This is a genomic window from Parachlamydia sp. (assembly GCF_050255895.1).
Taxonomy (GTDB): Bacteria; Chlamydiota; Chlamydiia; order Chlamydiales; family Parachlamydiaceae; genus Parachlamydia; species Parachlamydia acanthamoebae.
The window spans coordinates 36,693-46,105 of record NZ_JBFWIR010000015.1; the positions used below are offsets into that span (position 1 = coordinate 36,693).

Here is a 9,413-nt window from a genome sequence, read left to right on the forward strand (position 1 = left end):
TTATTCCTCAATTGCCATCGCTTGACCCGCTAACCATGAAGTCGTCCAAGCATTTTGAAAGTTAAAACCACCCGTGACCCCATCAATATCTAAGACTTCACCTGCAAAATAAAGATGTGGACACTTGCGACTTTCCATCGTTTTAAAATTAATTTCGTCAAGATGGATACCCCCACATGTGACGAATTCTTGCTTATACGTGCTTTTTCCTTCAATAGGATATCGATCTTCACGCAAACATTGAACAAGTCGGTTGAGGCTGGCGTTATCTACATTTACCCATTTTTTTTCAGTATCAATCTCAGCGCGCGTCAACAACATCTTCCAGAGCTGACGAGGAAGGGAAAAAGGATTTTCAGATCCTAAAGACCGACGAGGAAAATCTTTACGCCATTGCTGCAAAGCGGAAATCACCCGCTCTGCTTGAAATGCAGAAATCCAATTAATCACAAATGTGCCTTTGTAACCTTTTTGATGAAGATCGCGAGCTCCCCACGCCGAAAGTTTGAGGGCGGCAGGCCCGCTAAAACCCCAATGCGTAATCAAAAGAGGTCCAGACTGAGCTAACGAAGTGCCATCGATTTTTACTTCTGCCTGTTCGACCGAAATCCCGGCTAATTCTTTCAAAGAAAAGTTCTGTATATTAAAGGTGAATAGAGAAGGAACTGGAGGAACAATGGTATGCCCAAGCGAGGCAGCCCACTGATGAGCCAAAGGATGACTACCCGTTGCAAGTAAAAGGCGATCCGCATGTAGACATTCCCCATTACTCAAAAGCAACTTAAACGCCCCCTCTTCACGCTCAATCCGCTCAATGCCTGATTCAAGTTTAACGTTGACTTTCGCTTTGCGTGCTTCTTGCGTTAAACAATCAATAATCGTTTGAGAAGTATCTGTGATAGGAAACATCCGCCCATCTTCTTCTGTCTTTAAAATCACCCCCCGCCTTTCAAACCACTCAATCGTATCGCGGGGTTGAAAACGATGAAAAGGACCCAATAAAGCCTTATTCCCTCTAGGATAGTTTTTAACAAGTTGAGCAGGCTCAAAACAAGAATGGGTGACATTACATCTTCCACCACCTGAAACACGCACTTTCGCTAAAACTTGCCTTGTTTTCTCAAGAATGGTCACCTGCGCCAAAGGATTTTTTTGCGCACACGCAATCGCTCCAAAAAATCCGGCAGCCCCGCCACCTATTACCACACAATTTAAAGACATACTAAATTCCACAAAATAAAAGAGAAAAGTATAGAATAACGAAGCATTTTATCCAAGATTTAGAAGAGGACACCTAAAAATGTGATGACACCTTTAAGCTATAATAAAAGCTTTTTAGAGCGGTCACGACACCCGATTCAGTTGATTGATTTTTTCTTCTAAGACAAGAAGTTCATCTATCACTTGCTTGAGGTTAGAAAAAAAGACAAAATAATTTTCAACATCTGCGAAATTGAACTGACGAGTTGCACGGGTTGTCCGAAAGCGTTCGAGATCCACACTTAATTCATGCACCGTCATTTGCAATTGAGGCAAAGACTCGGCTTTTTCACCCGTTAACAAAGCGCGTGAAAGTTCATGAAAAACAACTTCTGTGAGGTTAGCTGTTTGCGTAAGATAGCTCGTTAATTCACTATCTAAAATACGCTGCAGCTGGAATTTGCGAAAGGCATGCATTTCTAAAACCTTATGAAAAAGCCTTTCCGCATCATCGATCAAATTCTCCCATTGATCCGTACTTGAGGCCTTGATCAATAGTTCCAGCTTTGATTCACTCAAGAATTTGCGACTTTCCACGATCAGATTATCCCCTTCATCCAGGGTCTTGCGATAAGCCAAATTAAATTCTTCTAGTTCCCCATCCATACTAAGAAGCATACGATAGAGCTTTCCACTCAAATTCAAAAGCTGAGACATTTTTTGCCGAAGCATCTGTGTTGCTTCAGAGGGCCACAATGTATGCGCGATGACAACCGCAATTAAAATTCCTAAAGCCGAATCCATGAATCGAAAAAATGCGAATGTCCAGGGACTTATCTCGGGGGAAAGCCCCCATAAAATCATGACAACAGAAAGAGACATGCAGGCAATCCGAATACTATCTTTCAAATTTAAAAAAGACAGCAGGCAAACTGTCAAAATGACAGATCCCCCCAATGTTAAAGGATGCGCCCCAAAAAAAGATGTGCAAACACCTCCAATAAGCGATCCAATAAAAACTCCTAAAAAACGCTCCCAAGCAGCTTTATAGGTCCCCCCTAGATGCGATTGCAACACGACAAAAGCAGACAGCACGCACCATGTCCCACTGACAAGTGTATCCGGATGAGCCATCGCTTTGCTGAACCACACCCCCAAGAACCAACTGAGCGCGGCAGCTATTCCACCGCGAATGGCAACTTTGATCTCGATTCGATCTAGGAAATTTTTCCCTTTTTTTAGCCCTCTTTTGATCCATGAAGCTAAAGAGAAAGGCTTTTCTTTAGAGATATTAGACTCTTGCATGGGATGGCTGTCCATTAGTTGCGAGATGCTTTAATTTTTGCTTAAAAACACACTTATACAATTCCACCTTACTATTGATAAGAGCCTCCAGCTCACCTTTTTTCCCTAAACATTGCGATTTGACAATTGGAGTTTTATTTTTCCTATTATTCCACACAAAGGCAGCCTTTCGGACAAACTCTTCCAATTCTTCTTTCTCCCATATATTTCGCAATTGCCTATCTTCCTCCGACTCTGCTTCCTGCCCACTACACTCAAGATCCCGTTCTTGCTCACTCCATAGGGGATCTCTTAAAATCACATTGCTTGGGGAATAAAGCGTTTTGGCTGCATTTAACCCGCTTATCACTTTCTCAATCATCGCTTTTGCATCTTTATGATCACTATAGGTCTTTTTTCGATACTTTCTAAGACCACATATAGCCATTTCAAAAATGCGTTCAATTTCAGGAAAATCTCGAGGATTATAAAGTTTAGCGACCAACCTGCCATCGGCAATCAACTTTTTCAAATCTTTGTAGCTGCTTCCATCACGCATCCGCGCAAACGATTGCCCAACACATGGTCGCATTAAATGCAGACGGTTTCGACTAAACTCAATTTTAATTCCACTTTCTTCATAGTAAAGAAGAGCTGCTTGAACTAGATCCGTCAAGGGATGAGTTGCTTGTTCAACAATACGATCTTGAGGTTGCAGTGAGCTGAAAGGATTCCACATCGCTTATTCCTTTTATTAAAGAAGACTGTTCTGTTTGAAACATAATCAGGAAAAGGAATAAGCGCAATTAAATTAACAAAAAGCCATCTACCACTTCACTACAGGAGGTAATGAGCAAAGAATGGCTTCAGGATTGCCTCCCGATTGAAATCCAAATTTCGTACCTCGGTCATACAAGAGATTAAATTCCACATAATGACCCCGCTTCTTGAGCTGAACTTCTTTTTCTTCGTCAGAGAAGGGCTGATGCACGCGCTTTTCTAAAACAGGCATGAGGGCTTTTGTAAACGTTTCTCCCACATCTTTCCACATGGAAAAATCATGAGAAACATCACCTGTGTTGTAATGATCAAAGAAAATGCCCCCCACCCCTCTTTCTATCTGCATATGAGGAATGTAAAAGTAGTCGCGAGCATTTTGAGAAAACAGCGGATACAGATGAGTTCCATGCTGATCTAATGTTTCTCGAGCAACAGAGTGAAAATGGAGAGTATCTTCTTCATAAGGAAACCCCATGGGAGTTAAATCATATCCCCCACCAAACCAAGCGCGATTGGCCGTTTCGATATAGCGAACATTCATATGAGCTGTGGGGGCATGGGGATTGCTCATATGCGTAATCAAACTCACACCCGTCGCAAAGAAAGGACCTTCGTCATCATTCATCGGGAATTTTTCCCCCCAGACCCCTGACCAATTGACCGCTGCTTTTTCAAAGACCTTTCCACGAAGAACAGAGATTTCGCCTCCACCTCCACCCGAATGATAGGGCCATGGCTTTCGCTCAAACGTTTTCCCATCCTCGAGCTTTTCAAAAGCCTGAATAATCGTGTCTCGCAACTGTTTGAGATAGCAGATGACTTCCTGCCGAAAACCGAATGTTTCTTGTGATTTTTCTAATAAGCATTCAGTATTCAACATCATCTTTCACCTCTTCACTTGTTAGGTTTGAATATATTTTCGATTTACGCCTTCAAAAAATTCGTTTCTTAAAGCTTCATGCGTATCAAACGCTCCTCTCAGCACATTTGTGATCGTGTGGCTGTTCTCATCTTCGATTCCACGCGCGATCACACAAAAATGTTGGGCTGAAATGGAAACCGCCACATCTTGAGTATCCATGAGCGTGCATAAACTATCCGCAATTTGCGCTCCCAATCTTTCCTGCACCTGAGGACGACGAGCAAAAAACCGTACGATGCGAGGAATTTTGGATAATCCAATTAACTTACCATTCGGAATATATGCCACATGCGCTGTTCCAAACATAGGCACAAAATGATGCTCGCAGAAACTATGAAACTTGACTTTCACAAGCACCATATTCGCTCTTTCATCATGCTGATACTGATCTTCAATAAAACTCACTCGAGGAAATTCATTGAGATCAAGCCCTGAAAAAACCTCCTCAATATACATTCTAGCTACTCTCTCGGGGGTTCTTGCAAGAGATCCATCCGTTAGATCAAGATCCAATGCTAGCATAATGTCCCGAAATTTATCAGCAATAAATGCGATCTTTTCTTGCTTAGACATCGGATTTTTTTTGGCTTTAATGGGAGATGGATAACGGGTAATAGCCGCGCGTTTAGCAACAGCTTGGCTCACTTCAAACTCTTCGTGAGAAAGTTGCGGCTTATTTTTTTTACTCTTTATCATGGTGGATCCTTAATTTTTTTTGCCTACGAATCTCCCCAGCAGCAATTGCGAATGCGTTAGCGACGTTCAAAGAATTTTTTCTTCCACAAAGGGGGATTTGGAGGAGAAAATCAGCTTGTTTTAAGGTGGCTTCCGAACACCCATATTCTTCATTCCCTAAAACGAGAGAAAAAACCTCTGGGAAAACAAAGTCGTAAATGGAAATGGCACAAGGACTTGTTTCAAGGGCAATGATAGGCTTGGGCAAATCTGTGAGAGGAATATCCTTAAAACATGTTACCCATTCAGAAGTCCCCATGGCGGTTTTTTGCACCTGAGAATGCTCGACACATGGAGTTTCCGGCGAAAAATAAAGAGAGCCAAGAGAAAAGGCCTCCACCGTGCGAATGATACTCCCCACATTAAAGGCTGAGCGAATGCTATCCAAATAAATGGCAATGGAACCTGGCTCCTCTAATACAACATCTCGATCTTGATGCGTAATCACAGGAAGCAGGTTCCATTCCTTCAAAGACATTTTGGCTTTTTTAAGATGCAAATGAAATTGGTTAACAAGGCTTTTGGAATCATCCAATACCAGCAAATTCCCATCCATCCAATCTTGCAATGTTTGATAGATCCCTAAAAGTTTCTCTCGTTCTTTTTTCTCTACTTTTTGTTCGTAAAGAAAGCGGATTAACTCCGCGCACTTTTTATGCTGCCTTTCTATCGGCAAACTGAGAAACTTTCTTTTTGTAAAATCAAACATGCCACACAACACTTAGGAAGATTTTGTCCTTTCTTCTTTAGCAATCAGATATTCATCTAAAGGCCCATCGAAGAAATGAACTCCATCCGCTTCAAAAGAAATGATTTTTTTTGCCACGTTGGAAATTAAATCGCGGTCATGGCTCACAACAATCACAGTTCCTTTATATTCTTCAAGCCCCCATGCCAAAGCAGAAACAGCTTCCAAATCTAAGTGGTTGTTGGGTTCATCAAGCAGCAATACGTTGTGCTCAGATAGCATCATACCGGCGATAATTAAGCGTGCTGTTTCCCCTCCGGAGAGGGCGGCAACAGACTTAAACGCATCATCCCCACCAAAAAGCATTTTCCCCATGACACTTCGGATATCCTGGTCATAGATGCCTGGCTTTCTCTCTTTCAGCCATTCAAATGCTGTAATCGTGCCTTTTTTCTCCACAATTTCACTGTGATTTTGTGGGAAATAACCAATTTGGACATTGTGACCTAATTCAACCTTGCCAGAATCTGGCTGCAATAATCCAGTCAGAAGCTTTAGCAATGTCGTTTTACCACGACCATTATTTCCGATAATGCCGATTTTGTCTCCCCGCTCAATTTCAAAATTGAAATCTTTCACCACAGGATGATCATAAGCTTTAGAAGCGTGATCGGACTTAATCACGATTTTTCCAGGCGCCTTCTCTGTCGGAATGAACCGGATATAAGGGCGCTGGATATTCGATTTTTTTAGATCTTGAGGTTGCAAGCGGTCAATTTCACGCAGACGTGATTGCACCTGGCTTGCCCGTGTACCCGCTCCAAAACGTGCAACAAACTCTCTTAATTGAGAAATCTTCTTCTCTTTAGATTTCGCATCTTGGTCAGCACGCTCACGCACAGCCGTTTTAGCAACGATCATGTCATCATAGTTTCCTGGGTAGACAATAATCGTGTCGTAATCGATGTCGGCGATATCTGTCGTAACCGAGTTTAAGAAGTGGCGGTCGTGGCTGATGACAATTAGTGTACCCTTGTAATTTTTCAAGAAAGTTTCTAACCAGCCGATCGACTCCAAATCCAAGTGGTTAGTCGGTTCGTCAAGAAGTAATGCTTCAGGATTTCCAAACAACGATTGGCATAATAAGACACGGAACTGAAGATCCGTCGGAATTTCATGCATTTTTTTCGTGAAAATGTCAGACGGAAGACCCATTCCAGAAAGCAAAACTTCTGCGTTGGCATCTGCTGAATAGCCATCTTCTTCAGCAATGATCCCTTCAAGATCCCCTAAACGCATTCCGACATCATCAGTCATTTCGACTTCATACAAGGCATCCCGTTCTTTCATGGCATCCCACAAGCGGGAATTTCCTGAAACAACCACATCCAATACGACAAAGTCTTTAAATTCTTCAATATTTTGACGGAGAATGCCCACATGATCAGGCAAAGTGACAGTTCCACTTGTAGGCTCTTCAAAGCCCATCACAATTTTTAAAAGAGTGGATTTTCCAGCACCATTTGGTCCTGTTAAACCATATCGACGCCCTTTGTTGAACGTGATTGTCACATCATCAAATAAAACACGGCTACCAAAACTTTTCGAGATCTTATTAAGAGTAATCATAAATTTAAATTTTACCAAGAATTCAAGAGTTAAAATACAATCACTTTACCAAAAAAAAGAGAAAGAAGAAAGGAAAATAATCGAACTGAAGAGGAGCCAAAACACAGGCAAATTGAGTAGAAAATGCTTTAATCCATTCCTTCAAGGAGCCCCCTCTTTTCTAATTCCTTTTTAGATGCAAGCGGAAATGAAATTTCTAAATGGTGTGATTGATCATTGAACCAGTATGTCATAATATTCTTTAAGATTTTAAAATACACGTCTCTATCTTTGCCCTCTGAAAGAGGAACATCTAGATGAATGATTCGGACATTCGCTTCTTTGATCCATTCCAAATCAGTCAGATTAGCGTAAAAAGAATCCCAATTAGTATTTGAATAATCAGGAAAATCCCATTTATCTATAAACAGTTGAATTAAATCCACCTTGCTCTTTATGCCCACAGGGACAACAACAGTTTTAGTGTCGGGATTTTCAACCTCCGGATTTTTTTCAAAAAATTGGACACCGTTCCGCTTACGATGCAAAATGCGTGAGATAAATTTCAGGAATTTCAATCGCTTCTCCACTATCAAATTCAATTAAATATAATTTTGAACCCATTTGTGATAGCTCCGGAAAATCAACCTCTCGGATTCCACATACGCTTTCCCGATGACAGGGTCGATAACAAGCAGGGGCATCCGATTTAATCGGTTTCACCATGCTCAAAACAATTAATCGATGCATCAGTACACGATCCTGACTCTTTGATTAGCTTTTGTATTGCCGGATGAAAAGAATCCATCTTTTCAGGTTCATATAAGCAAATGGTGATCTCTTTCTGATAATTTTCATCACACAAATGATAATGATCTGAAGGGGGCTTTTCTTCTAGAAGCTGTTTTGCATATCCGATAAGTTGCTTAATTTCACACTTTGTTAATAATAGTGTTACGCCATCCAAATTTTTCTTTAATTCATCATCAAAAATGTGCATATGCTTACCTTAATTCCCATTTCCTTTGGTCCGATCTTAAATAGAAGCTCTAGTCGGCCTAGTATTCTCCCTTTGCACACCTAATCAGGAAAGAAAATGATTGAGGCCAACAAAACTTGACTTGCAGATAATCTTCATTAGAAAAATTTAAATGATTCTCAAACCTTTCTTGAGGTATGTTTAGTAAGAAATCCGATTCATTATCCATGCAGATAGTCGATGGTAATTTTTGAGGGAACAATAGGAGACGACTCTCCCCTGGATGAATGAGCAATCAAGACCATTTCTCTAAAGTCCAATCATTTATTACATTGTCAACTAAAAAGGCATCATTTGCAACACCCCAAGGAGATAATTGCAGTTGTTCAGGAGCAAGACTTTTGACCAGTCTCATATGGAAAGTATCCGTATCTACTATGTGCCAACCTAAAAATTCTCCTCTAACGATATGTTTTGATCTCATATATTTTGGTTTAGAAAAGTCATTTGCCGGGAAATGTCCTACTTGTTCAACAATTTTTCTTTTTTTCGCAGCTGCTAATGGAAAAAAAACCATGTACACCTCTTTCTTTGCAGCTAAATTTAGTAAATCAGGTTTTTCAGGATACACTCCAGGTAAGACCCTTATTAATTCTCCTATTCTTTCATCTTTATAAATATAATGTAGATAGATTTTGCCTTTTGGAGTATTAATTTCAAATATATCTCCTATTTCAATTTTTGCCATTATATGTATCCTATACTTTTTAATAGTTCATAGCCTTTTTGCAGTTGGATGGTGTAAGCAGGATTACTACTAGAAATGAAACCGTGATAGTTTATCAAAGCTTGCTCTACTCCTCGAGCTTCCATTTTTGTTAAACCGCCAATTAATTGATGAATCAGCATGTTTTTTTTACTTAAATGCTCTGCAGACCTTCTAATAAAATTATTGGTTATTCCCACGTATATTGTCGAATTTGCTTGTACGCAACGGTATACAGCATAGCCTGCTTCTTTAGCAATCAATTCGGTTTCTTTTTTAAGAATTTGATTGGTAACTGTTTCCACCATTTGTCAATGGACTGACATCCCTCACGATTTCCCTCCTTGGAAAACGGTTTATTCTCAATTTTTGCGTTGGAGAGATAAAAATTTATTCCAAAAGCTGAATGTCCATCTAAATAGACGTTTGAGAACCCTGCTTGGTAAAAATG

12 protein-coding genes are annotated in these 9,413 nt (G+C 40.5%); 1 reads left to right on the top strand and 11 read right to left on the bottom strand.

Annotation, left to right across the window (positions count from 1 at the left end; translation table 11 throughout):
• From AB7E63_RS03980 to AB7E63_RS04030, 11 genes are all read right to left on the bottom strand, one after another.
• The gene (locus tag AB7E63_RS03980; protein WP_428418765.1) at window positions 1-1,221 is read right to left on the bottom strand and encodes an NAD(P)/FAD-dependent oxidoreductase; all 1,221 of its coding nucleotides are present in this window, start codon (window positions 1,219-1,221) and stop codon (window positions 1-3) included.
• Between the two features lie 123 nt (window positions 1,222-1,344).
• Complete coding sequence (locus tag AB7E63_RS03985; RefSeq protein ID WP_428418767.1) at window positions 1,345-2,505, bottom strand: FUSC family protein; 1,161 nt, start codon at window positions 2,503-2,505, stop codon at window positions 1,345-1,347.
• Window positions 2,492-3,223, bottom strand: a complete 732-nt coding sequence (locus tag AB7E63_RS03990; protein WP_428418769.1) for a hypothetical protein — start codon at window positions 3,221-3,223, stop codon at window positions 2,492-2,494. Before AB7E63_RS03990 ends, AB7E63_RS03985 begins: the two co-directional genes overlap by 14 nt.
• 87 nt (window positions 3,224-3,310) lie before the next feature.
• Window positions 3,311-4,144 carry an oxygen-dependent coproporphyrinogen oxidase gene (hemF, locus tag AB7E63_RS03995; protein ID WP_013924265.1) on the bottom strand — a complete coding sequence of 278 codons (834 nt, stop codon included), beginning with the start codon at window positions 4,142-4,144 and terminating at the stop codon, window positions 3,311-3,313.
• Between the two features lie 21 nt (window positions 4,145-4,165).
• Window positions 4,166-4,882, bottom strand: coding sequence for a GTP cyclohydrolase I FolE (folE, locus tag AB7E63_RS04000; RefSeq protein WP_428418771.1), 717 nt, complete (start codon window positions 4,880-4,882; stop codon window positions 4,166-4,168).
• Window positions 4,869-5,630 carry a TrmH family RNA methyltransferase gene (locus AB7E63_RS04005; protein WP_428418773.1) on the bottom strand — a complete coding sequence of 254 codons (762 nt, stop codon included), beginning with the start codon at window positions 5,628-5,630 and terminating at the stop codon, window positions 4,869-4,871. The genes folE and AB7E63_RS04005 overlap by 14 nt, the downstream gene beginning before the upstream one ends.
• A gap of 12 nt (window positions 5,631-5,642) precedes the next feature.
• Window positions 5,643-7,238 (bottom strand): ABC-F family ATP-binding cassette domain-containing protein, encoded by a 1,596-nt coding sequence (locus AB7E63_RS04010; protein ID WP_006340489.1) that lies wholly within the window; start codon window positions 7,236-7,238, stop codon window positions 5,643-5,645.
• 128 nt (window positions 7,239-7,366) lie between these two features.
• A complete protein-coding gene (locus AB7E63_RS04015) occupies window positions 7,367-7,795 on the bottom strand; it encodes a barstar family protein (protein ID WP_284452668.1) in 429 nt (142 codons plus the stop codon).
• Between the two features lie 131 nt (window positions 7,796-7,926).
• Window positions 7,927-8,217 carry a hypothetical protein gene (locus AB7E63_RS04020; RefSeq protein WP_284452667.1) on the bottom strand — a complete coding sequence of 97 codons (291 nt, stop codon included), beginning with the start codon at window positions 8,215-8,217 and terminating at the stop codon, window positions 7,927-7,929.
• A 274-nt stretch (window positions 8,218-8,491) separates the two neighbouring features.
• Window positions 8,492-8,944 carry a hypothetical protein gene (locus AB7E63_RS04025; RefSeq protein ID WP_284452666.1) on the bottom strand — a complete coding sequence of 151 codons (453 nt, stop codon included), beginning with the start codon at window positions 8,942-8,944 and terminating at the stop codon, window positions 8,492-8,494.
• Window positions 8,944-9,225, bottom strand: coding sequence for a GIY-YIG nuclease family protein (locus AB7E63_RS04030; RefSeq protein WP_428418776.1), 282 nt, complete (start codon window positions 9,223-9,225; stop codon window positions 8,944-8,946). Before AB7E63_RS04030 ends, AB7E63_RS04025 begins: the two co-directional genes overlap by 1 nt.
• Window positions 9,226-9,250: 25 nt before the next feature.
• Between AB7E63_RS04030 and AB7E63_RS04035 the strand changes: the two genes are divergently transcribed.
• Window positions 9,251-9,413, top strand: a 163-nt coding sequence (locus AB7E63_RS04035) for a transposase (protein WP_428418779.1), incomplete at its 3' end; no start/stop codon positions are given.